A 25,732-nucleotide genomic window follows, 5' to 3' on the forward strand; every position below is an offset into this window, starting at 1 on the left:
GAGAAGGAAAGCGCCGCATTTATCGGACGGGATCCTTGTTCCGCGGAACGCTCCCATGTGCGTTCCCTGAGAGCATCCTTCATACGGATGCTGGAAGACAGGAGATATGCCGGAAATGATTTGATCATCTTCGGAGAAAGCGATGCCGTTCCCATGGTAGCTTCATCACGTTTGGAGGCGGCTTTGAGGAAAGAGATGAAGGAACACCCGGAAACGGATATTTTCAGGCTTTTTCACCATGCCGTCTGGTCGCCTCAGGGAAATCCATTTGAGTCTGATGAACTTTTGTTTGAAGATTTCAAAACGGGAAAGACCGACTTCAATACTCCCTATGTATGGGGAACGCATGCCATGGTAATCCCCTCTTGCAAACGGGAAAAAGTCATTCAGGTTTTTGCCGATTATCGGCTGCCAACGGATATTGCCTTGGAGGCGGCCAACAGCAACGGGGAGCTTCATATCCGGGTTGCCCGTCACAATTTATTCTACCAGCATGAACGGACAAAAAAAAGACCGGCCTGCCGTATTGCGGCCTGTCTTTCTTCCTACAGGCGCTTAACGGACTTACAGAGGCAAATCTGGTGCATGATGGATCAAAGCTATGAGAATTTCCATGTTTTTGCCGCTGTTAAAGGCATACCGGAAGCTACATACCGAAAGACTGTTCTTCCTCTTTTTGAACATTTCATCCAGGAAGGACGCCTGACAATGAGACTGTTCCCGAATAAAAACCAGCTTTCCAACTTTTTGGATGCAATACGGGATCTGGATATTTCCGACTACGACCTTTTTGCCAAAATTGACGACGATGACTTGTACGGAAGAGACTATTTTAAATCCATCAATGACTTCCATCAACATCTTCCACGGGAATTCAGCAGTTATTACTGCGGCTTCGGCCAATATCTGAACGCCCGTGGGGGTTATCCACTTTGCGGGAATGGCTTTTTCAGCTGTTTTGGACCCACCATGGTATTCAGCAGGGATGTCCTTGAAAAATTAATCACCTGTGAACAGGATCCCGGAAGGATCTCCGAGATTTCTCCCAGGCTGGGACATTCCGGATACGGGTTTACGGAAGACAATCTCATGCACAAGCTCATGATTGACACCGGAAGCTGCAACCGTATCCGTTACGTGCAGGAGATGTCTCTTCCAATGCACCTGGTTATTCAGACCAACAATGCTTCCGTGATGCGGGGGGGACTGGTGCCGGGGGACTTCCGGGGAAGAAACTGGCAGATCTCTCACAGCCGGTTCAATGCCGAATCCTTCATGGAAATCGGTCATCCCCAATGGTACGACATCGTACGTATTTTTGGCGGCAGGGCATGCCGTTTTCAAAGGAATGACTGGGCTGACGTTCTTTCCTTGACCGATGAAGAAGTGACTCTTAAGTGGGACCAATGGGGAACGGAGACATTCAGAAGGAGGGATGATGGTTCGTTTTTCCTTTCAGGAAACGGGGAACAACAGAATTCTCCTTCCTCACAGAGAAAGAAAGTGGCCGTATTATATATCGCCACGGGACGCTATATGGCGTTTTGGAAAGATTTTTATGCAGCCGCCAAACAATATTTCCTTCCAGGCCATGACGTCCGCTATTTTTTGTTCACGGATCATAATGAAGTTAAAACTCCTGATGACGTAACGCTTGTCATCAAGCCGTTCTATCCCTGGCCGATGGAAACCTTAAGGCGTTTTGAAACTTTCTTAAGTGTTCAGAAAGAATTGCAGGAATATGACTACATTTACTTTATGAATGGTACGTTATTGCCGGTTTCCCCCATTGGAGAAGAAATATTTCCGAATGACCGGCAGGGGATTGCAGTAACTCTTCATCCGGGATATTACGGAAACACCCGTTCCTGTTATCCCTATGAAAAGAACGGAATGTCCGAAGCGCGGATTCTTCCCGAACAGGGGGAATACTATGTCGCTGGAGGATTTAATGGAGGAAGGACTAAGGACTTTCTTTCCATGTGCCGGGAACTGGCCGGGGCTGTTAAACGGGATCTTGACAATGGAATTATAGCTGTCTGGCATGATGAAAGCCACCTCAACAAATATGTGGTTGGCAGGCATCCCCTTGTTCTAGGACCGGAATATTTGTTCCCTGAGACTTTGGTATTTAACCGTTATTATCTTATGGGGCTTAAACATAGGGTTAAAATTCTGGTGAAGGATAAATCGCTTTCCAAATATGGGGGGCATGCATGGTTGAGGAAGCTGGTATGAATAATAAAAAATTAACTCGCGTGGCCTTTGCCGACTTTTGGCAGGGATTTAATCCGCATGATTTTATTTTATCAGCAGTTTTAAAGGAACGGCTGAATATGGTTATTGTGGATAATCAGGATGAAGCAGATTTGCTGATTTACTCCGTTTTTGGAAATGCGCACCACTATTTTAAAGGCGTCCGGGTTTTCTATACGGCCGAATCCGTAAAGCCGTTGTGGGATGAATGCGATTATGCCATTTCATTCATGAGGGAGGATGTCCCCTATCCCGAATGCCATTTGCGTCTTCCCAACTGGATGGAAAGGAATTATATAAAGCAGACAGGGGTTGTGGAACAGTATCCCAAGGATAAAAGATCCCTTTTGTCCAGGCATACCCGTTTTTGCAACTTCGTATATTCCAATGGCAACTCTCCGGAAAGAATTTATTTTATGCGCCTTCTTTCCCAATACAAAACCGTAGATTGCGGGGGTACGGTTCTGAACAACATGGGAGAACGTGTTCGGGATAAGATTGCCTTCTGTTCATCCTATAAATTCACGATTGCCTTTGAAAACTATCCCGCTGCCGGCTACACGACTGAAAAACTGATTGATTCCCTGGCCGCCCTTTCCCTTCCCATTTATTGGGGGGCACCGGACGCCGAAAAAGAAGTCAACCCTTCCCGTTTTGTCAATGCCGGGGATTTTTCATCCCCGGAAGCCCTGGCTGAATACATTATCCGGCTTGACCAGGATGAGGAACTTTATCTCAGTTACATGGATGGCCCCGTCTTTGCTCCCGGCAGGCCGGATATTAAGGAATACATGCGCCGTCTGGAGAATTTTTTTTCCATGGTGGCTTCCAATGGGAACATACTGCGTGAATGCAGGCCGCGCCTCAAGGTGACATGCTTGCATCACGGCCATCCCATCATGCCCCGGTATGACGACGGCAAGCAATGGTCGGGAAAAATGGAACTCAGGCTGCCCCGGTTACTGAAAAAATCCGTTTCTTCTATCTTTAAGCCAGCTAAAGAAGACGCAGCCTCGCATTTGATTCCTAAACTGGCCGTTATTCCGGCCAAGAAAGACTCGGAACGCTGCCCCGGCAAAAACTGCCGATTATTTGCAGGGCGTCCCTTGTTCCAGTATTCCGTTTCATATGCCCTTCAGGAAGGATTCATGCCGATTGTCAGTACTGATAGTGAAGAAATTATGGAATACTGCCGCCGGGAAGGTATCCGTTATGTCCGGGAAAAGGTGAATGATAAGAGAATGGAAAATTGCATTCATCAGGTTCTGTCCGGGATCTCTTGCAAAATGTTTGCCATTCTTCAGCCGACTTCTCCTTTTCGCAGGGCCGGGCTTCTGCGCCAGATGGCGGAAGACATGGAAAAAGGAGAAATTCACTCAGCCTATACGGCCCATAGAATTAAAATGATCGGCCATCTGGATGGACAATTCCACGTGGCTCATCGCGAACAGGATGCCAGGAAATTTTTCTATTTCTTTGATGGCAATATTAATGCTATCACACAAAAGCATTTTCAGGAATCCGGAACTCTCTTTGATAATGATTCGCGCCCGTATTTAAACGATTTTCCGTGTTGTTTGCAAATTGATACGGAAGAGGAATGGAAGCTGTTGGCAAGATTGAGCGGAAATGAAGAATATCAGGGTTTGCTGGCTTCTGAAGGACGTGAGAAACGAATATGCATCGTCTCTAATAAACGGAACTTGAAACGCAATTATTCAGCGTTTGTTGATTCCTGTGATAAAATCATGAGGGTTAATAAAATGGATAACCTGAATTCCGGTTTGGCGGGAACGAGAACGGATATCCTTTTGATTTCATGCTTTTATGGGTATCTGGCTTTTTCTCCTGCGGAAAGGCATATGGATATGCTTCCTGAAATCCCGGAAATCTATTTCAATAATGAAGAATTGGGGTGCTCCAATGAATTTGCCTGCCGGGAAGGACTGAAAAACTGGAAATTCATGCCGGGAGCAGTTCATCGGAGTACGCCCAACTTTACAACATTGAGCAAAGCTCTTTGCCTGGCGGATTATCTATTTCCGGATGCCCAACTCTATTATTTGGGAGATACGGATATGAATTTGAGGGCTTCCGGGAGTCCCAAGCATCATGCATCTGTGGAAAATGCCTATATTCAGTCCCTCATCGATCATGGAAGGATAATTCCCATTCTGGAGGACGAGGCCGGGGAGTTTTATTATTCCTCCCCTCTATTGCCAGGTTCTGCTTCTTCAGAGTCCCCCTCAATGAAAGAGGAACCTGCAGAGGACATCGTCATCAGGCATCCCCAGTGGACGGACCAATTCCATATAGAGGGAAAACGGGGACGCAGGCTCCACCGCAATGATGCTGCAGTCATTCTACAGCATGATGAAGAGAAGCTTGTTCTTCAATGGGACAACTGGGGAAGGGAGGAATTTTATGAAATGGAAGAGGGCAACTACCAGTATCTCAGTTATCATTGTACTTCTTCCATCAATGAAGTGAACAAGTACGCGGATGAATTGCTCATCAATCCCTGTGACGGCACTAATTCCGTATGGCTGAACTTTCGGCATCCCTTTATTTGCATGAAGTATCATCAATGGGAAGGGCTTCTTCTGCTGGACCGCATGTGCCTTGATATAGAACGTGAAATAAGAAAGATGCCCTCCCTTAAATCTATTCTTCTGACAGGTATCTGCAAGGATGCTCTCGTAGCGCTGATTTTGGCGGTCCGGTTGAAAAAAGATTTTCCTCATCTCCACATGGGCGTTTGGGGGTGTCCGTGGCCGCTCGATTTCAGTGGCAAATCACCTATGCATCAGGGAAAGTATATTTCTCCGGCGCATGCACAAATAAGGGAGAAAAAAACGTTTTCATCTCTTTTTCAACATTATGGAGACCCCCTGGCGATACTGCGGCAGGAAACATCCTCCGGTCTTCACCTATTTGGCTTTTATAGTTCAAATCCACATTGGTTCTGTGATGCAGACGCCACAAAAAGATTGGAGCCTTATCTGACAAAAACATATGTTCATCAGGCTGAAAGTAATGAGGAAATTGCCCACGTTCATGGAAAAATCACACAATTGGTAAAACAAAAACCGGAATTGATCCAATCATGGATGAAGGAAATGTTTCAGAAAATGATACAAAGTGAATGCGGAGAAAATTCAAATAAATCTGTAATGAGCATATCTGCCTGAGATAATATCATTAATGTTTAAAAACTATTGAAGTTAAAATGCAATCTGGCGTACAAGAAACGGGTTCCTCGAAAGGATATTTGGAACGGGTAGGCTTTCTCCGTATTCTTAATGAAGAAAATACTGTTATTCCCTGTCTTTTAAGCGTAGCTCCCGTTCTGGATCATGTCGTTATTCTTTGGTCGGATACGGAGGACCGCACTATTGAGCTCATGGAAGAATGGAAACAGTATATTGAAGATAAATATGAGTGTCGCCTGAGTTTTCTTCATTATCCGCATCATGTGGTTCCTCCTCATTCAGTTGATGATTTAAGGGCTCTTCCCAAAGAAAACAGAATTGACACCTACTTGAATTTCGGAATGGATTTCATTGGTAATCTCTATGCGGGGAAATCATTCTGTGTCGGCAAAGTTGATGCTGATCAAATTTATTTTACACAGGAATTGGAAGCTGCATACCAAATGATAGGCAAACCGGATGATTGTGTTTCTATCCGGGGGCATAATACTTTGGTTTTCCAGAAAAGGTTAATGATTTATGGGCCGCGACCGGGAAATGGAGGAGGAGATTCATTTATTTGTGGCATGAACAATTTGCCCCGTTATGGAATTGCCGCGCCTTATGAAGTGGATATAACCCGTCACCCCTGGATAAGACCCTATTCTAATACCTGCTGGATGCACTTCATGAGAAAAGCCAGATACGGAAACGTTATCCGGGACTTTCAGGAAAATGAAATCACACCTCTTTCTCAAAATCCTGATTTGGTGAATCGTTTCCGGACTCATATCCTTCCGTTGCTTCAGAAGGCAAACAGTTCGTATGTGGATCTGTCCCTGAATTAAGTCCATAACGCAAAATTGGGTGTCGGAATGCATTTCTCCGGAACAGGCTTCCGGGGGAGGCGTTGTCCTATACCCAGGGATACCCTATCTCTTTACATGGGAAAACAAACTGGCGGAGAGAGTGGGATTCGAACCCACGGTGGGTTTCCCCACGGCGGTTTTCAAGACCGCTGCATTAAACCGCTCTGCCATCTCTCCATGCAAAAAAGCGTGGGCGTAAAATATCTTGAAAATTTTTTGCTGTAAAGCCTGTTTTATGTTCCACATGAGTTCAAAGCGGCAGGGAAAGAGGTGCCCCAGCACCCGTGAACGGGATAAGAACGGATTTGCAGCGGTTTGAGGGGAAGGAGGCAGGGACGGTTTTTCCGCGAAAGGTTCCCGAATCGCGACAGGATTGAAAACGAGTGATGGCGGAACGGATTCCATAAAAGGCATCATGGAGACAAAAGATGTTCGTTTACAGCTTGCAGGGAAGGCCGTGTATATGGGAATATAAGGCATGGCCTCGTCTCCGGATTTTGTAGAGTATGTTTGTTTCCAGCTCCGGCATGCAGGGGAGATTTCCTTCAAAAAAATGTTTGGAGAATACGGTCTGTACTGTGACCGGAAATATTTCGGTCTGGTATGCGACAACCAGTTGTTTGTAAAGGTGACGGTTCCGGGGCTGGAGATGCTTCCGGAACAAGAGCAGGGCAGTCCCTATCCTGGAGCCAAACCACATTTCCTGATGATGGAACTGGACGATGACCAGGCGCTTTCCTCTTTTGTCCGGAAAACTTGTTCGGTTCTTTCGGCTCCCGACGTTTTATCCGGCGGTAAGAAGAATAAAACTTTCGGATCAAAAAGAAACAGGCGTTCGTGAACGCCTGTTTGTATTGGAAATCGGACTGTCCGGCGGAAGAGTTATTTCTCGTCAGAGGTGGGAGTAGCCAGAGCTGAAAGAGATTTTTTCAGGCTGGATGCCACGGTCTGCGTGGCTTCGTTGTCGGACTCCGTGAATTTGTCCACGGCCTGCGTCAGGGATTTAAGGTCCGCTTCCGCTATTTTGCGCCCTTTGGCCTTGCGCTGCTCCAAGGCAGAGATCTTTTTATTGATATCCGCCAGCTTGGGCAGATCCTTGTTGGCTTTCAGCGTTGCCAGGGCTTCATCGAATTCCTTGACGGATGGCACGGCGGTTTTCAGGCGCGTGATGGCAGAGACCGCTTCCAGAGGGTTGGTGCTGATTTGGGCCTGCACCATGTCCTTGGCATCCCCCAGCCAGTCGTCAAAGGCGGCGCACACGGCCTGTGCTTCCTCGTCGTCCGTCTTTTTTCGGAGGGGAGTGATTTTGGATTCGATGTTGTTGCCGTTGGAGACGACCGTTTTTGCCAGTGATTTGTACTTGTTCAGCTCCACGTCTTCCAGAATGGGAAGACCGCGCTCCGCCTTGAGCACTTCCTTTTTAACCAGGTCGTAAAGTTCGGGCGGGTATCCCTTGGCAACGACTTTTCCATTGGCCCCGATCAGAACGGCGTGGGGCAGTCCGCCCGGACATGAGGCTGCCGGGATGTCCAGTCCCTGGTAAACGGGGAAGGAAATATTCTTTTCTTCCAGAAACTGCTTCACCCTGGGGGAAAGTCCCTGCCTGTGGCTTCCAACGACGGTGAACCCCTTGGACTGGTATTTATCCTGGAGTTCCTGAAGGTGCGGCATGCTGGCGATGCATGGCGGGCAGTTGATGCCCCAGTATTCAAAAAAGACGACTTTCCCTTTCAGGCTGGAAGCTGTGATTTTCGGGCCGTGGATGTACTTGCTGTCGTCAAAGGCAGGGTAAGTGACTTTGACCCCCTTGCCGGTTTCCGCCGCATGGATGTATGCTGGCGCCGTAACGGCGGCCAGGGTTCCGGCAAGAAAAAGAGTGGTCAGGGTTCTCATATGAAAGAATGATGGAACATTTTCCATTGAGAGTCAAGCAGGGAACATGCATCCGTCCAGAAGTGCGGGTTTCCTGTGCCGGAGTGCTCAGGCAATGTCCAGGCCCATGATGTAGTCCGTCATGTAATAGCCGTGGCCGATGTGGAAGTCTCCGCGCTCCACTTCCTTCATTCCCATACGGTTGTAAAATTCGACGGCTCTGGTGTTGTATCTGTTGACGTTCAGGCGCATCTGGCAGGGCGCGGGATGGATGCTCCTGATGTAGCTGACTGCCTGGCGGAACAGATAGCTGCCGATGTGCTTTCCCTGGAAGCCGGGCAGCACGTAAATCTTCTGCAGATGGAAGACGCCCGGTCCCTCCGGCTGAACGGAAAGGTAACCGCAGTGTTCCCCTTCATGAATGGCGATGAAGTACACGTGCCCTTCCTCCATCTGCTTGAGCAGGTTGGCGGGGGAATACATCCAGTCCATCATGAATTCCATCTGGTCCCGGGAAAGGAGGTCCCGGTAAGTGGCGGGAAAAGCCTGCTGTGCCAGTTCGTGGATGAGCATGATGTCGTCTTTCGTGGCTTGGCGGAGTGTCGGCATGGCTGCGGATGTTACATGGAAAGGCTTTTCATGAAAAGTGCGGCTTCCGTCCGCCGCCGGAATTTTCCGGCAATGGCTGACTTTTTTCTCCATGTTTCCGGACCGTGGCCTTACGATGAATGACGCAGGCTTTTTTGACGGAAACCGTGGGGGAATCCTGTCTGTAATGTGAGCACCGTATGCACATCCGATCATGAGAGAACCCTATCCCATACAACAATGGCTGCCCGCGGGGCCGCTGAGGGACATGGGGGAAAGATATGTGAGCCAGCTTCCCGACGTGGAGCAGAATCCCATACGGCCGGAATCCCTCGTGCATCATTCGGACCATTCCTGGTCGGAGTACCTGGTGGCGTATTCCCTCCTGTATCCCGGGGTGGTGATTCTCCTGGCCATTCTGGGCGGCGCGGGCATGTGGGCCATGTTCCATTTCTGCAAGAGAAGGGAATACAGGCACCGCATCGTGTGTCCGGAATGCGGTACCGTGATGTATCCCTGCGGCCTCCACTGTCCCAAATGCGGAGCGCCGAATCCCTTTCCCCGCGCCCTGAACTGGCTCGGGTATTCCCGTCTCCGGAAAGTGGTGCCGGAATCCGGAAGAATCAGGCATGAAGAAGCCCTGCGTAGCTTCCGCAGGTGCTTTTACTGCGGGGAGCCGCTGAAGGAACCCACCCTGTTGCAGAAATGCCCGGCGTGCGGGAAGGCCGTGCTCCAGGGGGAACGGTCCGTGGACATTTATGACACCTACATTTCCCGGCGTACCTGGTGGACCTTCGGGGCCGTGGTGTTTCTGGGGATCATCCCCATTCTGGGGCCTCTCCTGGCCTCATCCCTGTACAAGCGGACGCTCATTGACCCCTATTCCCTGTACATGACCGTATTCCGGGAAAGCTTCCTGATGGTATTCCTCTTTCTGTGCCGCCACCTGTTCCGGCTGCTGCCTTTCATCGGCATCATCGGGATGCCGATTCTTTGCCTGACGGAATACCATGTGTACCGCAGGATGTTCCTCTGGAAGACGGAAAAGTACGAATTCGGGGAAAATTAGACCGTCCCGGCAGCGGCTCGGCATTTCCTGCCTTTCCGCTGTCCGGGGAGATGTTGTTGTGAATGGCTGCGCGGGTGATTGACTTGGCGGCGGGACGGCGTACCGTTGCCGTCATGAGAAATCTTTACGCGGTTCTTCCATGCGTGGCCGCCGCCGGCCTAGTGCTGGCGGCCTGTTCCGTGACTTACGGGAACAAGGCGGTGGCTTCCGCTTCAAGCTATGAAGGACTGAAGCCGGGCAGGGCCGCCAAGGCCGACGTTTACGAGGCACTGGGGCAGCCTTCCGACGTGCTGGAGATGGAAAAGGGAGTGTTGTGGACGTACCGCTACCGGAAGGCGAAAAACAATCTGGTGGGCAATATCCCCCTGTTTGGCGTGGGGCTGATCGCCGGAGGCAAAAATGGAGACGTTTATACCGTTCTGGTCCTCTTTGACCGGAAGGGCGTTCTCCAGTCCCGTACGGCGGACCGCCGGAAGCTTTACACGTCCAACCTGGCTTCCCTGAAGCGTTCCGTGGACGACATGATGGAGGACAATTCGTCACACCGGAGGGTGGAAGCGGAAATGAAAAAGATAGGCAAGCCGTTCAGCAAGGAGATCGCCAGGGAAAGCCGTCTGCTGGAATCATCTCTTGATTAGCGGTTGTTATTCTTCTCCTGCTTATCGTCATAAGTATGACAAAAGAAGGAATTTTTTCTATTGCTGTAAATGTATCTTGTACAGTAAGTAGGCGCCATTCCCCGCGGGAACGGTGCGGTTCCTCACTGAACGGTCCCTGTTCCGAGGGGTTCAAACCTGATAGAAAAACATGATGAACGTAAAAAACAAACTGGCATCGGTTCTGGCAAGGGCCTTTTCGCCGAAGGACGCGCCGGAAGGCAACGTGAACAGGGAGGCGAAGGCCTCCAAAAAACTGGAGGACTGGCTGAAATCTTCCAGAATGAGGTCCTTTTAAAAGGATCTGAGAAAACAGGCTGGTTTGGACGTTTCATGCCCGGATCGGCCGGATGGCGGGGGCGAGTGCCGCAACGTGTTGTTTTTACTGGAAAAGATATGTCTTGATGACAGTTGCGCCTTGACTATGGAGGTGGAATGTCCGTTCATCTGAGCAGACATGACCATACCCGGAATACTTGAAGAAAAGTTATCGGCCGCATTGAAGGCGGTATTGGGGGCGGACCTTCCCGCCGATTTTCGCGCCACCGTGGCCCCGTCCGCGGACTTGCGCTTCGGGGACTACCAGAGCAACGCCGCCATGGTTCTGGCCAAGCAGTGCCGAACGAATCCCCGCGCGCTCGCCCAGCAGGTGGTCGACCAGGCGGGGGAGGACGATGTCTGCTCCCTGGAAATCGCCGGACCGGGCTTCATCAATTTCCGCATCAAGCCGGAATTTTACGCCTCGCGGCTGCTTGCCATGCTGGCGGACGAACGGCTGGGCGTGGAGCAGGAGCAGAATCCCAAAACGATCGTGATCGACTTTTCCGCGCCCAACGTCGCCAAGCCGATGCACGTGGGCCACATCCGTTCCACCATCATCGGCGACGCCCTCTCCCGCGTAGCCCGCTTTGTAGGCCACAAGGTCATTACGGACAACCACATCGGCGACTGGGGAACCCAGTTCGGCATGATCCTGTGGGGCTGGAAAAACATTCTGGATGAACAGGCCCTGGCTGCCAACCCCATTGACGAACTGCTCCGCGTGTACAAGGACGTGAACCTGATGTGCAAGGAACAGCCGGAACTGCTGGACACCTGCAAGGCGGAACTGGTGAAGCTCCAGGCCGGGGACGAAGAAAACCTCGCCATCTGGAAACGCTGCGTGGAAGTATCCAAATCCGGCCTTTCCAGGATTTACGACCAGCTTGACATCCACTTTGACTACTGGCTGGGGGAAAGCTTTTACAACGACGCGCTGGCCCCTCTGGTGGACGGCATGATCGCCGCCGGATTCGCCCGCGAAAGCGACGGAGCCATCTGCGTATTTTCCGACGGCTCCGTTCCGCCGAATGAAGACCCCTTCCTGGTTCAGGAAAAGGGCGAATGGCGCGCCAATCCCTGCATTATCCGGAAGGCGGACGGCGGTTTCCTTTACGCCACTACGGACCTGGCCACGCTGGACCACCGGATCAGGACCTGGGGCGCGGACTCCATCTGGTACGTGGTAGGCGCTCCGCAGGCGCTTCATTTCCGCCAGATCTTCTCCGCCCAGCGCCGCCGCGGCATGGACGGGGATTACCGCCACATTGCGTTCGGCTCCATTCTCGGCGACGACCGCAAGCCCTTCAAGACGCGGTCTGGGGATACCGTTTCCCTTCAGGACGTGCTGGATGAAGCCATTGAACGGGCCGCCCGCGTGGTGGAGGAAAAAAGCCCGGACATGCCGGAAGAGGAAAAGAAGCGCGTTTCGGAAATCGTCGGCATCGGTGCCGTGAAATTTGCGGAACTCTCCCAGAACCGGATGACGGACTACGTATTCAACTGGGACAAAATGCTGGCCCTCCAGGGGGACACGGCCCCCTACCTTCAGAACTCCTACGTGCGCGTCCGCTCCATTTTCAGGAAGCTGGACGGCGCTCCGCTGGACTGGACCGCTCCCATGGAGCTCTCCCGGGACGCGGAAATCCACCTGGCAAGACTTCTCGCCCGTTATGGGGAAGTCGTTCCGCAGGTGCTGGACGACTGCCGTCCGAACGTCCTGGCCGCCTACCTGTTCGATCTGGCCCGCGCCTTCCATTCCTTCTATGAAGCTTGCCCGGTCCTGAAATCGGAAGGCGCCGTTCGCCATTCCCGGTTGGCCCTGTGCGAGCTGACCGCCCGAACGCTGGAGCACGGGCTGGGGCTGCTTGGCATCCGCGTGCCGGACAGAATGTAACCAACATCGCCTTATCCCATGCAGCTCCCCTTCAACCGTGTTTTTCTGGCTGCCGCGTGCGGCTTGTGTGCGGTTCTTTCCGCAAATGCCGCTCCCTGGCTGGACCGTCCCGTCCTGAATACATGGAAGAAGGAGGCTGCTGCCGTTCGTCCGGCTCAGGCCCCGCCGCTGCCTCCCGGTGTGGAAATGATGGCCGTCTGCACCTCTTCCCCCGCGGCCCAGCCGCTGGTGCTGGAGGGGATGACGCACCTGCTCATCTTCGGCGACATGAAGGCGTACCGGAAATTTTCCGCCGCCCTGAAGCTGGACCCCGACTGCCTGATGGCGCATTGGGGCGTATGCATGAGCCTCATGGCGGCAGGGCCGGAATTCCAGAAGGAACGCGTGGAATCCATGAAAAGCATGAAGGAGCTGGCGCTTCATCCCGCCTTCCCGGAACATGAACGGGCCTATGCGGACGCCCTGGCCGTGCTGCTCATGGATGGCCCGGAAGAAGCCCGCAAGGCGTGGAAGACCCTGTACGAAACATGGCCGCGCGACCCTTACGCCCCCCTGTTTTACGCCATGCTCCTGCGGGACGGCTTTGATGACCGGGGCAAACCCGGAGAAGGGCAGGAGGAAGCTGTCCGCATCGTGGATGAAGTGCTGAAAAAGCGTCCCGGCTCCCAGGCGGCCCTGTTCATGCGCGCCCTGCTGGATGAAGTGGCTCCCGTCATCCCCCCGGAAACGGTGGAAACCGCCCGCAGGGCCGTGGCCGCCAACCCGCAGTCTTCTTCCGCCCATCACCTGCTGGGCCATTTCCTGTTCCGCACGGGGGATTACCGGGGCGCCTCGGCCGCCTTTAAAAAATCGGAGGACCTGTGCGTAAACTGGGAAAAATCTGAAAAAGTACCCCGCGCCCTCAATGACGCCTACTTCCGTTCCGCCATTTACCGCGCGGTTTCCGAATTCTGCGCGGGCCGTTACAAGGAGGCGGACAGGATAGCCTCCGCTGTCGCCTCCGTTCCTCTGGACAAAGAATATCCCCTCGCCCCCGGAACGCTCCTGCAAATATGGGAGGCCAGGAACCTTCCCGTGCGCCTCATGCTGGCCAATCCGGACCTTCCACGGCAGGAATACGTCCTCAAAGCCTCGCCGGCTCCCCTTCCCAAGGGCTTCCCGGACCTGAGCAACGGCATGATGGCCATGCTCACGCAGTACATGGGGGCCAAATACTCCTTACAGCAGGGCGCGGTGTCCGCCGTATCCGCCCGGTTTGACAAGCTCTCCGGCATCATCCGTCTTCTGATGGACGGCGCGGCAACGGCCAGGCAGCAAATGAGCCTTTCCTACTGGGTCCGCTGCCTGCAGCTCGGCAACGCGTACGCTATGGAAATCCGCGCCATGATGTTTCCGGAATCCGCCAACATCTGGCTTTCCAACGCCATCCGGGACCAGCGCTTCGCTTCCCTTCTCCTGCCCCCGGTGCTGCCGTATCCGGAGGAATGGATTCTGGCTCGCGCCTACCTGAAAGCCGGCAAGAGCAAGGAAAGCCTGGAAATGTGCGAGCAGGGTCTGAAACGCTTCCCCAACCACGCCGGAGTGCTGGAAACCATGAAAAAGGCCCGCGCCGCGGCCAAATAATCCTTTTCAATAAAACCCATTAATCGACATGAACCATCCTTATCTGGACCCCTCCTTCCTGATCTCCTGGTCCCGGCTGACGCCGGAAGCCATCAAGCCGGACATTACGGAAGCCATCTCCCGCGCCAAGACGAACATCCAGGCCATTTGCGACCTGCCTCTGGACTCCCTGACTTATGAAAACACATTCGGCGCCCTGGAAAAAGCCTCCGAGGACCTGAACCGCGGCTGGGGCCGCATCATGCATCTGGACTCCGTGAACGATGAACCCTCCCAGCGCGAAGCCATCGGGGAAATGCTGCCGGAGGTGGTGGCCTTCTCCTCCTCCGTTTCCCTCAACCCCATGCTGTGGAAGGTGCTCAAGGCCGCCGCGGCCTGCGACTGGGTGAAAGACCTCTCTCCCGTGAAGCAGCGCTTCATCCAGGAAACCCTGGCGGACTTCCGCGAAAGCGGAGCGGACCTGCCGGATGAAGTGAAGCCGGAATATGCGGAAATAGAAGCGCAGCTCTCCCTCAAGACCAAGAAATTTGCGGAAAACGTCCTGGACTCCACCAATGCGTGGGAACTGATAGTGACGGATGAGGCGGAGCTTGCCGGCCTGCCGGAATCCGCACGGGAAGCCGCCCGACTGGACGCCCTGGCCAACGGCCACGGTACGGAAGAAAACCCCGAATGGCGCTTCACGCAGAAATTCACCTCCCTCCAGCCGGTTTTGCAATTTGCGGATTCCGACGACTTGCGCCGCAAGGTATGGGAAGGCTCCTGCACCATCGGCAGGGATGGGGAATACGACAACGAAGCCCTTATCGCGGAAATCCTGGACCTTCGCGACCGGAAGGCCCGCCTGCTCGGCTTCGGTACCTTTGCGGACTACACCACCTCCCGCCGGATGGCGGCCAGCGGCGCGAACGCCCTGGACTTCATCAATGACCTGCACAACAAAGTGAAGCCCTCCTTCCTGGCGGATATGGAAGCCGTGCGCCAATACAAGGAGGAAAAAACCGGAAAACCCGTGGAAAAGCTTTCCCCGTGGGAAACCTCCTACTGGGCGGAAAAGCGCCGCCGGGAGCTGTATGCCTTTGACGAGGAAGACCTGCGGCCCTACTACTCCGTGCAGAAGGTCATGGACGGCCTGTTCTCCATTTACTCCGGACTGTACGGAATCACGGTAACGCCCAGAAAAACGGCGGTCGCCAAACCCGGGGAAGAAATGCCGGAAGGCGCGGTGGAAGTCTGGCATCCGGATGTGCTGTTCTATGACCTGCACGACTCGGAAACGGGGGAACACATGGGGTCCTTCTATGCCGACTGGCATCCTCGCGACTCCAAGCGCGGAGGAGCCTGGATGAACTGCCTGAGCGTCGGGGAACCGCCACGCGGCGGCAGCCCGCGGGTGCCCCACCTGGGCCTGATGGTCGGGAACATGACCAAGCCCGTAGGGGACAGGCCGGCCCTGCTGTCCCATATGGAAGTGGAAACCGTCTTCCACGAATTCGGCCACCTGCTGCACCAGCTCCTTTCCGATGTGGAAGTGAAATCCCTGGCGGGAACGAGCGTGGCCTGGGACTTCGTGGAACTGCCCTCCCAGATCAATGAAAACTGGTGCTGGGAACGGGAATCCGTGGACCTCTTTGCCGCCCATTATGAAACCGGTGAAAAAATTCCGGAAGAACTCTTCGCCAAAATGCGCGCCGCGCGCAACTACATGAGCGGCACGGCATTCATGCGCCAGCTCTGCTTCGGCAAGCTGGACCTGGAACTGCATGCCCGCTGGCCCGAATACAAGGGCAGCGCCCTGGAGGAAACGGATGAACGCATTCTGGCGGACTACCGGGTTCCGATGACGCACCGTGGCCCGTCCGTTGCACGCCGCCTCACCCACATCTTTGCGGACCCCACGGGCTATGCCGCGGGTTACTACTCCTACAAATGGGCGGAAGTGCTGGAAGCGGACGCCTTCAGCCGATTCCTGAAGGAAGGGGTGCTGAACCCGCAGACCGGCCGCGACTTCCGCCGCTGCATCCTGAGCAAGGGCAACAGCAAGCCCGCTGCAGAACTCTACCGGGACTTCATGGGGCGTGATCCCGATGCGGAGGCCCTCCTTGTCAAATCCGGCATTCTTTAAACCGTCCGCCTGTCTGCCATACTCATGCCTGAACAAAAAAGACTCTCCCTCGCCGGCATCGGCTGCGGTTCCCGCACCCGGACCTACATGGAGCTGGCCATGGAACGGAAGGACCGTTACCGCATCGCCGCGGCGGCGGACCCCGTGAAGGAACGTGCGGAAGCCGTGCGGGACTTTGCCCCGGAGGAGGAACGCGCCTCCGTCCGCCTGTTTCCGGATGCGGAATCTCTGCTGGCGCAACCGCGCCTGGCGGACGTCGCCATCATCGGCACGCAGGATGACTACCATTACGTCCCTTGTAAAAAGGCCTTGGAACTGGGCTACAACGTCCTGCTGGAAAAACCCATCGCCAAAACGCTGAAAGAAGCACTGGAACTGCGCGACCTGGCGAAACGCCTGGACCGCCGCGTGGCCGTGTGCCACGTCCTGCGCTACACCCAGTTCTACCGCACGCTGAAAAAAATCATCGACAGCGGGGAAATCGGAGACATCGTCACCTTCAACGCCAATGAAGGCGTAGGGGCGTGGCACTTCGCCCACTCCTTCGTTCGCGGCCACTGGGGAAACAGCAAAACCTCCACGCCCATGATCGTAGCCAAATGCTGCCATGACATGGACATCCTCTACTGGCTCATGGGGCGGCGCAAATGCCTGTCCCTCGCCAGCTTCGGGGAACTCTCCTTCTTCACGAGAAAGACGCTCTCATCCCCGCGTCCGGAACGCTGCACGGACTGGACCGCTCCGGTGGGGGAAGATCCCTGGGACGCGCGCAAATACGCCACGGACGACGAATGCAAGCGCTGGCTGGGCATGGTGTACGACCGCGCCCGGGAAGCCACGGCGGAGGAAATCTATGAATGGCTCAAGACCTCCCCGTGGGGCAGGGACTACCTTCAGTGCGACAACGACCAGCCGGACCACCAGGTCTCCATCATGCGCTTTGAAGGCGGCCTGACCGGCACCTTCACCATGACGGCCTTTGAACAGGGGCGCCACATTGAAGTGTACGGCACCAAAGGCAGGATCCGCGCCGGAGCCTTCTACAAGGAAAACGGCCCGGGGGAAATCACCGTGACGCCCCACTTCGGAGGCCGGCCCCGCGTGGTGGAACTGGAAGAACTGGAAGGCGGCTACCAGGGGCACGGCGGAGGCGACTGGGGACTGGTGCAGGCGCTGTATGACGACATACTCACGGTATCCTCCCCGGCAGACATGACAACCTCCATTGAGGAATCCGCCCATTCCCACGTAATGGCCTTTGCCACGGAACACGCCCGCCTGAGCGGGAAGGTGGTGGACGTGGCCGAGTTTGAACGCCGCGTCATGAACGGTGAATTGGCGTATTAAACCATTAACCCGCCATTGTTTTCAAGGGAGCAGGATAGGAAATCCTGCTCCTTTTTTCTATTTTGAATTAAAGTAAATAGTTAATAAGCAAAATGTAGGAATATGGAAAACATCTGCTGCGGATTTCTAATCCGGAAGTCAACGAAAAAATCTGGAGAAAAGTTGATTAGGGATAATAAATATATAAGGATAATAGGAATAACAGGGAGTAGCAAAATCCTCTATCATTCCTATGATCCTTATGCTCCCTGTCATAAGCATTCTTGCGTTGCGGCGTTGATTTATCACGGATTAGAAATCCGGTATCTATAACCAATAAAATATTAATAGCCTCATATGAAGAAAACTCTATATCTCATAGGTTGCCTCGCATTGCTTCCCGCAGCGGAGGCTTCCACCGTGCTGATGGACCTGTCCCCGGTGGATTCTGGAACTACAGGTTTGAACGCGAACGGGATCACTTCCGCGGATGTATGGGGGTATGATCTCATGTCTTGGCATGGCGTTTGGGAGAAGTCGGCTTTGGCGAACCAGGTTGCATTCAGCGCCGGGGCTGTCAGTTTGCAGGTTGGGGGCGCGGCTTCCCAGAACACTGGCGGCAACTTTGCCGGGCTCAAATTTTCTCTGGCCCCTGCCGCTGCTCCTTCTGCCTTGTCCTTTGACATTGCCAAAAGCAGTACGTGGGGTTCCGCTCAGTTTGAATGCACCTACACGTGCGACATTTACGGGTTTGCAGCCGACGGCTCTTCCACGGTTATCGGCACCTGGTCCCTGGCGGATGCGGTTGACAATCTGTCTTCCGATGGCATCCACGTTTCCATCGACCTGAATATGGGTGATGCCTCCTATGATTCCTACGGGCTTATTTTTAACGCCTATAAATCGGGGAGCCAGTCAGGGGGTATGGCCGCGTCGATCACCAATCTTCAGATTTCCGGAGAAATGGTTCCTGAACCGGCTACGGCGTCTCTGGGATTGATAGGCTTGGCCGCCATGCTGATGCGTCGCCGCAGAGGTTGAGTAGAGCTTGAATGGCTTCTGTTTTCTGGGCTGTATGGAATGCCGGAACAAGGGGAGAGAAGTGAATCTTTCCTGTCCGGTGTTCCGGCAGCTTTTTGCTTGTAAAGTGATTCCCATGTTGGATGCTCAATGATCATGTTGAGGAACAACATCTTGCTTAGCCTGATTGCGGCGTTTGCATGCGGGCTGGGTGCTCTGGTGCATGGGGAATCCGCCAGGGAATCCTTTGGTGTTGATTTCGGAAATGCCTCTTCCACCACTCAGGAGGGATGGACCAATGCGTCCTTTACGGCAACCAGGGCCGGAGCGGCCAATACTTTCGTGAATGTCCCGCTGAGCAGGAACGGAGCGGCTTCCTCCTCATCCATCATGGCGGGTAGCTTGTTCGGCAATGCCGTATATCTGTCCGTTTCCGCCAAGGCCAGTGTTGGAAATTTTAATAATCTTCTTTCTTCCAACACACTGTGGACATGGCAGGAAAACTCGGCCAGCCGTGGAACTCACGCAGCGGCCACGCCGGATTCCCCTTCGGCATTTGATTTTCCCAATCATTGCGAGGCATTCAACACCAGCGGACGACTGAGTGCCAACGGTACGCCCGGAGCCACGGCCACGGCGCGCGTATCCCTGTCCGGACTGCTCCCGGGGAAGGAATATACGGTTTCCTTCTTCATGGGGTCCAATAAACCCCAGTACCAGTCCGTTTCCCTGGTTTCCGGGGAATTAAAGGAGGTGAATGCCCTCCAGACTTCTTCGGGAACCTTGAATGGCGCAACCTGGACGGGAGCGGTGAACACGGCGGAAGGAGACATTTACATGGCGGTGGAGTGGAAGGCCTGTGCGGACACTTCCGGCGTTCTGGAATTTGACGTAACCAAGAAGGCGAATGCTTCCGCTTCTGGAAGGATGGAACTGAATGCCCTTACCGTCATGACGGATGGCTCTCCGGCTCCTCCCGCACCGGAGCCGAGGCCCGTCAGCGTGCTGAATAACAGGGCCCTGACTTCCCTTCCTGCCGCGGTCGCGCTGCCTGTGCCGGCGGACACATGGTCCTCTTCCCGTGAAATGACGTGCGAACTCTGGATCAAGCCGGAAGGAGACTCTTCTTCCGGCAGGATTCTGTCTCTGGGAAACATTTCCCTTTCCCTGAACCGCGGAAAACTTCAATTATCCTTCCCGGGGCAGGAAGGGGAAACGGTTCTGGAAGCTTCCGGAGATGTGTTTGCCGCCGGGTCCTGGCATCATGTGGCCGTTTCCCTGGATGCTGAAAACGCCCGCCTGTATGTGGACGGCGCTGCGGCGGGTTCTCTTCCCGGCGCTCCTTTCCTCGCCGCCGCGGAAAAAGCCTGGAACGGCGTGGTGCTGGATGCGGAATTCAGGGGTGCCAGGGATGAAGTGAGGTTCTGGAATGCCTCACTGGGGGATGACATTGACGATTTCTTTCTGACGGGGCCTCTGCCCATGGCGCATCCCAGGTATGACCGGCTGGTCGGACTCTGGAGGCTGGACGGTGATTTCCGGGATGCCAAATGGACGGAATTTGCGGAAAAAACAGGGAGTGCCCTGACCCGTTCCTACCAGGCGGTTGCGCCTGCCGGAGCGGAATTCTCCATCGTGGCGAACAATTCCGTGTTCCGCTACATGCTGGTAACCGGGTATGTGCGTGAAAGCCATATCATGTGGAACTGGCCGAACAGGTCCCACATGATCAATAATTCGGACCTGATTTACATCGGTTCCGCTTCTCCTGCCGCCAATGGAGAAATCAATTTCTCCTACCCGGACAATGATGTGACGGAAAGCAGGGGCGTGCGGCTGCTTCCTTCCGACGGCACGCGGACGAACGTTCTGGAATTCTCCGGGGACGGGGCCTGCATGTACGTAGGCAACGGCCTGGTAACGGGAAACAATGCCAATGCGTTCACCATTGAAATCAACATGGCCCTTTCCGCCGGGGAACAGAACGTCACCCTGTTTGAGAATGACAGCGTGTCCATGACGCTGTCATGGGCGGACGGCCATTACAAGGCCCGTTTGCAGGTGGGCTCTTCCGCCGCCTGGGAGGCGGATTTGCCTGCCATCGCCCTCCATGAATACTTCTGGCTGTCCTTCATCCGGAATTCCGCGGAGGGAACGGGCGTTTTTTACGTGAACGGTTCCGCTGTGGCTACGGCAAAAGCTTCCCCGGGGAATATGAACGGCACGGCGAATGCCGTAGTGGGGCGGGATCTGCAAGGCAGGATTGATGAAATGCGCGTGTGGCATCTGGCCCGGCCGGTGAATCGTCTGGGTACGGAAGTGCAGCCCAATTGGAATGACCGCCTCATTGTCGCCCGCTGGGGCAATAGCGATATCTTCGGGCGCGATACCGCTTCCTGGGCGGAACACCTGCGCAGCCTGCGCAAATGGACGGAGGGCGTTTCCGGCATGCGCATCCGCCTCGGCATTGCCGGTGGAGCGTGGTCTTCCATGATTTCCAATGCCGCCGCGCGTCAAAGATTTGCGGACAACATAGCGGAATTGATCAAAACATACCCGCTGGACGGTGTGGACCTGGACTTTGAATGGATGTATGAGAACACTGCCCAGTGGAACCAGTACGGCATGCTGGCCCAGGCTATCCGCACCGCCTGCCCGGACATGTTCTTCTCCATCTCCCTCCATACGGTTTCCTACAAATTTCCAGCGGCCTACATGCAGTATGTGGACTATTTCACTTTCCAGAACTACGGGCCGTCCATTGACGTGAACACGTACAACAGCATGGTCACGGCATGCGGCAATTTCCGGAAGCAGGGCTTCCCGGACAACAAGATCATTCTGAGCGCGCCCTTCCAGGGAACGCCCGGAGGCTCCAGTCCCGGCGCCTATATCAAGGGATACAGGGACATAGCCGCCAATTGCCCGGAAGCGGACAATCCGGACAACGACACGGCGGTTTATACCTACTCCGACGGAACCAGAACACTCCATTACAACGGTGTAACGACCATCAAGAAAAAGGCCAAATACATCAGCGACCAGAAACTGGCCGGATTCATGTACTGGGACCTGGGTCTGGACTTGGCGGACTCCGCTGGTCGGAACAACTATTTTGACCGCCGTTCCCTGTTGCGCGCCGCCAATCGATATGTCTCTTCCACATCGTTCCCCGACACGCCCTCTCCTTTCTCCCTCTCCCGCGTGGGGGCCGTCCTGCCGGCGGAAGGCGGCACGGCGGACGTGGAAGTGCAGATGGAAGAGGAAAATCTGGGATGGATAGTGACCGTCCGTCCGGAATGGTTATCCGTTTCCGCGGATTCCGGCATCGGCCGAACGACGGTGGTTCTGACGGCCGGAGAAAACAAATCCGGAAGGCCGCGTTCCGGAACGGTTGTGTTCCGGGCGTCCGAGGGGCAGGAATGCTCCGTCAGCGTCACGCAGGAAGCACCTGAAACGGCAGGATATGACAAATGGGTACAGGACAAATTCCCCTCCGGAACGGCGGGGGACCAGACGGCCCCGGAGGCCGCACCCTCCGGCGACAGCATCGTCAACCTGATGAAATACGCTACGGGGCTTGATCCTCTCCGGCCCTGCGGAAGCGTCACCAGCGTGACGGCAAAGGAAGGGGAGGATGGGAAAATGCACCTGGTCCTATCGTGGCCCGTCAATCCGGATGCAACGGACGTGAAGCATGAGGTGGAGGCATCCACGGATCTGGAAACCTGGACCCTGCTGGGTGAAGCGGAGACGGTGGGAAAGACCTCGGCGGAGTTTATGGACCCGGAAGCGGTCGGCACAGGGAGGGAACGCCGCTTTCTGCGCCTGAAAGTGACCAGGGAATGATCCCTTGCCGGGTTTCACCAAAATTCCTTCAAACTCCTTCCGGGGAATGGAGGTCCCTGGTCTTTGTCGTCAAGGGGATACGGACCCTGCGCGGAAAGGAAAATGGGACGGCGCCATGCACTGCCGGACAGGAGCCGCCAGCAGGCTTTCAGCATAAAAGGCGGAGTTCTCCGTTTCCGGCCACGGACGGGGATGGAAAAGACCCCGTTTTTCACTCTGCGGGCATTCCCGCAGGCAGGGATTATTTAACCGCCTTCTTCATCTTCTCCTTGACCCGTTCCACATTGGCCCGGGCGTCTTCATTGCCCAGGGCGGCCGCCTGTTTGTACCATTTTTTGGCTTCGTCCAGGTTTTTAGCCACTCCGTTTCCTCCTTCATACATGGAGCCGAGATTGTTCATGGCCTTGTCGTCTTCCTGTTCCGCACCCTTCATGTAAAACTGGTACGCCAGGGCGGTGTCCCGCTGCGTGCCCAGTCCTTCTTCATGCAGGTAGCCCAGCAGGAAGTACAGCCCGGGAACGGGACGGACCTGGTTCGGCTCCAGCCTGGTCAGAATCTCCAGGGCGGCTTTCGGGTCCGGTTCCATTCCTTCTCCCTTGATCAGCAGCCTGGCCTTTTCCACCAGGGCTTCCGGGTCGTTCGTTTCCGCGGCTTTCAGCACATAATCCCTGTGCAGCTCCTTGTTCGGCTGCACGCCGATTCCTTGCTCGTAATAACGGGCCATGCGCTTGAATCCGCGCACGTCGTTCTTCCTCACCAGTGCGGTGGAAGCGGTCATGGCGGAGGCCTGAAGCTGCTGGCGTTCGGCCGGGTCCTGCACGTTGCGGGCCACGGTTTCGTAATAGGCGGCCAATTCGTCCAGGGCGGTCAGGCTTCCCAGTTCCGCCGCCTGTTCCCAGAACTTCACGGCTTCCGGATTGACGGATGCGGGTTCCGGAACGCTGCGCTCCCTGCCGCTTTCGGTCATCCACGGGGGAACGGCGCCGGGATCGGTTTCATCCCCTCCCGTGGCCGTCTTGTCCGTGCGGGAGGCATCCTTCCTTTCCTCTCCGGCTGCCTGTTCCGTCGCATTCTGGGGATAGGCCGCCTGGTTCGCCAGGAAAAGCAGGGAAGGGATGTGCCCGCGGGAAGCAAGGCCATGCATCATGGCACTGTAGGGCTGAAGGTTCTCGTTGTTGGAGCTCCATATGTCCGCCGCGTCCACATGGCCTTTCAGGGCCGCTCGGAACATCCAGGAATCTCCTTCTGCCATGCGTTTTTCCAGTCCGAACTCATAAATCAGGGCGCGGCCCAGAACGTACATGCCGCAGGGATCGCCCTGTCCGGCGGAAAGACGGGCCCAGGCAAGGGCTTCCGGATAGCCGGACTCCTCGCTCCTGTAGCTGAACAGCATCAGGTAGGCCAGATTGGCCTGGCTGAGGGAATCTCCTTCCCGTGCCTTGTTGCGGAGGGGTTCTATCAGTGTTTCCCACTGTTCCGGCGTGACGTACTCCGCAATGCCTTTCAGCGTGATGAAATCTCCGGTGGCGGCTTTGGCCAGGCAGTCGTTCAGCAGAGTTGCCCCCGGCTCCGAAGCCGGTTTTTCCAGCAGGTCGGGGTCTTCCATCTGGGCCAGGCGCAATTTGGCAAGGGGGTGGCCTTCCTCCGCCGCCATCTTGTACCATGTGCGCATGTTCTCCTGCGCTTCATGGGCTTTTCCCACGGAATCCATCGTATTGGCCAATTCCTCCTTCCACAGCTCGCCGAGCTGGACGCAGGAATCCACGTCCCCCATCTGGGAGGCCAGTTCCAATTCCTTGTGCGTTTTGGCGTAGGGGGGAAGATGGTTGAGCTTTTTCTGCGGAAGCGCGAGCGGTTCTTTCAGGAAGGGCATGGCCCGTTCGTCATGAAGCGCCAGCAGGGCCCGGGCCGCTTCCTGCACTTCCTGTTCCTGCGGAGGCTTGGCCTCGGACAGAAGCTGGGAATACCACGCGCAGGCATTGTTACTGCCCAGTTTCCGGGCTTTGTCGAACATGTCCTGCAGCATCTTTCCGTCCACGGAACCAGTTTTTTCCTTCATGTAGCCGGAAAGTCCGGCCAGCAGGCATTCCAAGTCTCCCCGGGCGCACAGGCTTTTCAGAAATCCCCTGTTTTTTTCCGCATCGGTTCCTTCCGGCATGGCCGCGAGGGTCCGCATGGCCGTGGCATGGCCCTGTTCCGCAGCCCGGGAAAGTGTTTGAACAGCCAAATCCCGCCATTCCTTCCGGCGCGGATCGTTTTGAGGAACGGAATTGCCCAGGGAAAGGGCCAGCTGACCCATGCGCGCCAGCAGGACCGGTTTGGCATTCCTGCCGTGCTTCTGCAGGGTAGCAAGAGTGGCGGCCGGGTCTTCCTTCAGCCAGTCCGTTTTGATGAAGGCAAGCTGGGCCAAGGCGTCCTGGTCCCCCTTGGCTGCCTTCTTTTCCAGCGGCGCCAGATAACGCTTCAAATCTTCCGCGGGAAGATCCGTAACCGTGTACAGGGCCGTCACGGCATCCATATCTCCCTGTTCCGCCAGCTTGCGGCAGTCGGCAAGCCATCCCGCGTGCTCCGGCCGCATGGGGGCGGTTTTGAAAATTCCGAAAATCCCGTAGGGGTCCGTCATCATCAGCCGCGGTGCCGGATGCCCGGACTTCTCCGCCGCTTTCTGGAAAAAGCTCTGCATATGCTCCAGGCAGGCCAGAGGCAGGTCGCCCCGGTTCAGGTAATAAAACCCCATCCAGTACTCCCCTGCCAGCATATTGGCGCGGAAATCGCCCGTCAGGGCCTTGTCGAGAAGTTCTCCGTAAGTCCACCCTCCGTCCATGGGCAGTCGGTCCAGATGCGGTGGCTGAACCTGTCCGGGTTTTCCGGACGCCGTCTCCGTTAATGCCGCAGGAATGTCCTGGGCGTGGGCCAGGGCGGAAAAAATAAAAGGAATAAGCAAAAGACGGGCACGCATGGATTAGTTCTTTTCTAACAGGAAAAACCTATGCCCTACAAGCGTTTTTCACGTGCCCTGATGTTTAAATATTTATTATGTCACGTTCTTTTTCCGGGAGTGGTGGATATGCCT

Annotated in this window: 16 protein-coding genes and 1 tRNA gene; 13 read left to right on the forward strand and 4 right to left on the reverse strand. The window is 55.0% G+C overall.

Annotated features, from left to right (window positions below):
* Positions 1–87 precede the first annotated feature (87 nt).
* Genes V3C19_RS04965 through V3C19_RS04975 form a run of 3 tightly spaced genes read left to right on the forward strand, consistent with a single transcriptional unit; the run spans position 88 to position 6,295 of the window.
* A complete protein-coding gene (locus tag V3C19_RS04965; RefSeq protein WP_161981246.1) occupies positions 88–2,238 on the forward strand; it encodes a hypothetical protein in 2,151 nt (716 codons plus the stop codon).
* On the forward strand, positions 2,217–5,447 hold the full coding sequence (locus V3C19_RS04970) for a glycosyltransferase family 10 (protein ID WP_295877267.1): 3,231 nt from the start codon (positions 2,217–2,219) through the stop codon (positions 5,445–5,447). The genes V3C19_RS04965 and V3C19_RS04970 overlap by 22 nt, the downstream gene beginning before the upstream one ends.
* Positions 5,448–5,485: 38 nt before the next feature.
* Entirely contained in the window at positions 5,486–6,295 is an 810-nt protein-coding gene (locus V3C19_RS04975) for a hypothetical protein (protein WP_130084742.1), read from the forward strand.
* A 110-nt stretch (positions 6,296–6,405) separates the two neighbouring features.
* Here V3C19_RS04975 and V3C19_RS04980 read toward each other — a convergent pair.
* Positions 6,406–6,493 (reverse strand) — tRNA-Ser (locus V3C19_RS04980).
* A 376-nt stretch (positions 6,494–6,869) separates the two neighbouring features.
* Between V3C19_RS04980 and V3C19_RS04985 the strand changes: the two genes are divergently transcribed.
* A complete protein-coding gene (locus V3C19_RS04985) occupies positions 6,870–7,157 on the forward strand; it encodes a TfoX/Sxy family protein (RefSeq protein WP_238623742.1) in 288 nt (95 codons plus the stop codon).
* A 41-nt stretch (positions 7,158–7,198) separates the two neighbouring features.
* Here the strand turns inward: V3C19_RS04985 and V3C19_RS04990 are convergent, their stop codons facing one another.
* On the reverse strand, positions 7,199–8,209 hold the full coding sequence (locus tag V3C19_RS04990; RefSeq protein ID WP_161981248.1) for a TlpA disulfide reductase family protein: 1,011 nt from the start codon (positions 8,207–8,209) through the stop codon (positions 7,199–7,201).
* Between the two features lie 87 nt (positions 8,210–8,296).
* Positions 8,297–8,797 carry a GNAT family N-acetyltransferase gene (locus V3C19_RS04995; protein ID WP_130082530.1) on the reverse strand — a complete coding sequence of 167 codons (501 nt, stop codon included), beginning with the start codon at positions 8,795–8,797 and terminating at the stop codon, positions 8,297–8,299.
* 193 nt (positions 8,798–8,990) lie between these two features.
* On the opposite strand from V3C19_RS04995, the gene V3C19_RS05000 reads away from it, so the two are divergent.
* The 9 genes from V3C19_RS05000 to V3C19_RS05040 all read left to right on the forward strand — a co-directional run bounded on the left by V3C19_RS05000 (position 8,991) and on the right by V3C19_RS05040 (position 22,659).
* Entirely contained in the window at positions 8,991–9,845 is an 855-nt protein-coding gene (locus V3C19_RS05000; RefSeq protein ID WP_130082531.1) for a hypothetical protein, read from the forward strand.
* A 62-nt stretch (positions 9,846–9,907) separates the two neighbouring features.
* Entirely contained in the window at positions 9,908–10,483 is a 576-nt protein-coding gene (locus V3C19_RS05005; RefSeq protein WP_330937166.1) for a hypothetical protein, read from the forward strand.
* Positions 10,484–10,652: 169 nt separating this feature from the next.
* Positions 10,653–10,799, forward strand: coding sequence for a hypothetical protein (locus tag V3C19_RS05010; protein ID WP_295931602.1), 147 nt, complete (start codon positions 10,653–10,655; stop codon positions 10,797–10,799).
* A 159-nt stretch (positions 10,800–10,958) separates the two neighbouring features.
* Positions 10,959–12,716 (forward strand): arginine--tRNA ligase, encoded by a 1,758-nt coding sequence (gene argS / locus V3C19_RS05015; RefSeq protein ID WP_295931598.1) that lies wholly within the window; start codon positions 10,959–10,961, stop codon positions 12,714–12,716.
* Between the two features lie 18 nt (positions 12,717–12,734).
* A complete protein-coding gene (locus V3C19_RS05020) occupies positions 12,735–14,339 on the forward strand; it encodes a hypothetical protein (protein ID WP_295931595.1) in 1,605 nt (534 codons plus the stop codon).
* 28 nt (positions 14,340–14,367) lie between these two features.
* Positions 14,368–16,464, forward strand: coding sequence for a M3 family metallopeptidase (locus V3C19_RS05025; RefSeq protein ID WP_295931593.1), 2,097 nt, complete (start codon positions 14,368–14,370; stop codon positions 16,462–16,464).
* A gap of 24 nt (positions 16,465–16,488) precedes the next feature.
* A complete protein-coding gene (locus V3C19_RS05030) occupies positions 16,489–17,811 on the forward strand; it encodes a Gfo/Idh/MocA family oxidoreductase (protein WP_130082536.1) in 1,323 nt (440 codons plus the stop codon).
* Between the two features lie 336 nt (positions 17,812–18,147).
* Positions 18,148–18,831, forward strand: coding sequence for a PEP-CTERM sorting domain-containing protein (locus tag V3C19_RS05035; protein WP_295874726.1), 684 nt, complete (start codon positions 18,148–18,150; stop codon positions 18,829–18,831).
* Positions 18,832–18,966: 135 nt separating this feature from the next.
* The gene (locus V3C19_RS05040; protein WP_302387666.1) at positions 18,967–22,659 is read left to right on the forward strand and encodes a glycosyl hydrolase family 18 protein; all 3,693 of its coding nucleotides are present in this window, start codon (positions 18,967–18,969) and stop codon (positions 22,657–22,659) included.
* 241 nt (positions 22,660–22,900) lie between these two features.
* Here the strand turns inward: V3C19_RS05040 and V3C19_RS05045 are convergent, their stop codons facing one another.
* Positions 22,901–25,618 carry a hypothetical protein gene (locus V3C19_RS05045; RefSeq protein ID WP_295931588.1) on the reverse strand — a complete coding sequence of 906 codons (2,718 nt, stop codon included), beginning with the start codon at positions 25,616–25,618 and terminating at the stop codon, positions 22,901–22,903.
* Between the last annotated feature and the right edge of the window lie 114 nt (positions 25,619–25,732).

Origin of the sequence: Akkermansia sp. AE01SA01 (assembly GCF_036417395.1) — a bacterium.
Classification (GTDB): domain Bacteria; phylum Verrucomicrobiota; class Verrucomicrobiia; order Verrucomicrobiales; family Akkermansiaceae; genus Akkermansia.

What these genes read in the sequence shown, in the direction of transcription:
- V3C19_RS05010 (WP_295931602.1), top strand. Translation starts at nt 10,653, where the DNA reads ATGATGAACGTAAAAAACAAACTGGCATCGGTTCTGGCAAGGGCCTTT.
- V3C19_RS04970 (WP_295877267.1), top strand. Translation starts at nt 2,217, where the DNA reads ATGGTTGAGGAAGCTGGTATGAATAATAAAAAATTAACTCGCGTGGCC.
- V3C19_RS05045 (WP_295931588.1), bottom strand. Translation starts at nt 25,618, where the DNA reads ATGCGTGCCCGTCTTTTGCTTATTCCTTTTATTTTTTCCGCCCTGGCC.
- V3C19_RS05005 (WP_330937166.1), top strand. Translation starts at nt 9,908, where the DNA reads ATGGCTGCGCGGGTGATTGACTTGGCGGCGGGACGGCGTACCGTTGCC.
- V3C19_RS05040 (WP_302387666.1), top strand. Translation starts at nt 18,967, where the DNA reads ATGTTGAGGAACAACATCTTGCTTAGCCTGATTGCGGCGTTTGCATGC.
- argS (WP_295931598.1), top strand. Translation starts at nt 10,959, where the DNA reads ATGACCATACCCGGAATACTTGAAGAAAAGTTATCGGCCGCATTGAAG.
- V3C19_RS05025 (WP_295931593.1), top strand. Translation starts at nt 14,368, where the DNA reads ATGAACCATCCTTATCTGGACCCCTCCTTCCTGATCTCCTGGTCCCGG.
- V3C19_RS04985 (WP_238623742.1), top strand. Translation starts at nt 6,870, where the DNA reads ATGTTTGGAGAATACGGTCTGTACTGTGACCGGAAATATTTCGGTCTG.
- V3C19_RS04975 (WP_130084742.1), top strand. Translation starts at nt 5,486, where the DNA reads ATGCAATCTGGCGTACAAGAAACGGGTTCCTCGAAAGGATATTTGGAA.
- V3C19_RS04995 (WP_130082530.1), bottom strand. Translation starts at nt 8,797, where the DNA reads ATGCCGACACTCCGCCAAGCCACGAAAGACGACATCATGCTCATCCAC.
- V3C19_RS05000 (WP_130082531.1), top strand. Translation starts at nt 8,991, where the DNA reads ATGAGAGAACCCTATCCCATACAACAATGGCTGCCCGCGGGGCCGCTG.
- V3C19_RS05030 (WP_130082536.1), top strand. Translation starts at nt 16,489, where the DNA reads ATGCCTGAACAAAAAAGACTCTCCCTCGCCGGCATCGGCTGCGGTTCC.
- V3C19_RS05035 (WP_295874726.1), top strand. Translation starts at nt 18,148, where the DNA reads ATGAAGAAAACTCTATATCTCATAGGTTGCCTCGCATTGCTTCCCGCA.
- V3C19_RS05020 (WP_295931595.1), top strand. Translation starts at nt 12,735, where the DNA reads ATGCAGCTCCCCTTCAACCGTGTTTTTCTGGCTGCCGCGTGCGGCTTG.
- V3C19_RS04990 (WP_161981248.1), bottom strand. Translation starts at nt 8,209, where the DNA reads ATGAGAACCCTGACCACTCTTTTTCTTGCCGGAACCCTGGCCGCCGTT.
- V3C19_RS04965 (WP_161981246.1), top strand. Translation starts at nt 88, where the DNA reads ATGCTGGAAGACAGGAGATATGCCGGAAATGATTTGATCATCTTCGGA.